The sequence below is a fragment of the Streptomyces sp. SID13726 genome (assembly GCF_010548375.1).
Classification (GTDB): Bacteria; Actinomycetota; Actinomycetes; order Streptomycetales; family Streptomycetaceae; genus Streptomyces.
Genome location: NZ_JAAGLY010000505.1, coordinates 1 through 429 on the forward strand (window position 1 = coordinate 1; position 429 = coordinate 429).

General features: G+C 73.7%; 1 protein-coding gene. It reads right to left on the reverse strand.

Annotated features, from left to right (window positions below; genetic code table 11):
• Positions 1 to 374, reverse strand: a 374-nt coding sequence (locus G3I78_RS48820) for a DUF1003 domain-containing protein (RefSeq protein ID WP_164437096.1), incomplete at its 3' end; no start/stop codon positions are given.
• Positions 375 to 429: the final 55 nt, after the last annotated feature.

The following is a 429-nucleotide window of genomic DNA, read 5'->3' on the forward strand; positions in this document are numbered from 1 at the left end:
CGCGCGAGGTACTCGGTGTCGGCGAGGTTGCGCTCCGCGCGCTGCCGGTCCTGCTCGGCGGTGACGCGGTCGCGGTCGTCCTGGCGGTTCTGCGCGAGCAGGATGAGCGGCGCGGCGTACGACGCCTGGAGCGAGAGCATGAGGGTGAGCGCGGTGAACCCGAACTCCGCGGAGTCGAACCGCAGGCCCTCCGGGCCCCACGAGTTCCAGATGATCCACACCGCGCAGAACACGGTGAGATAGACTAGGAACCGGGGCGTGCCGAGGAACCGGGCGATGCCCTCGGTCGCGCGCCCGACCGCGTCCTGGTCGACCTTGACCCGCGGGATGAGGGAGCGGCGCGCGCTCTTCGGCGTGTCGAGGCGGTCAGCCACGGGTCACCCCCGTCGCGCCGCCCCGGGCTGCGGGACGCGGCAGCGACCCGGGCGC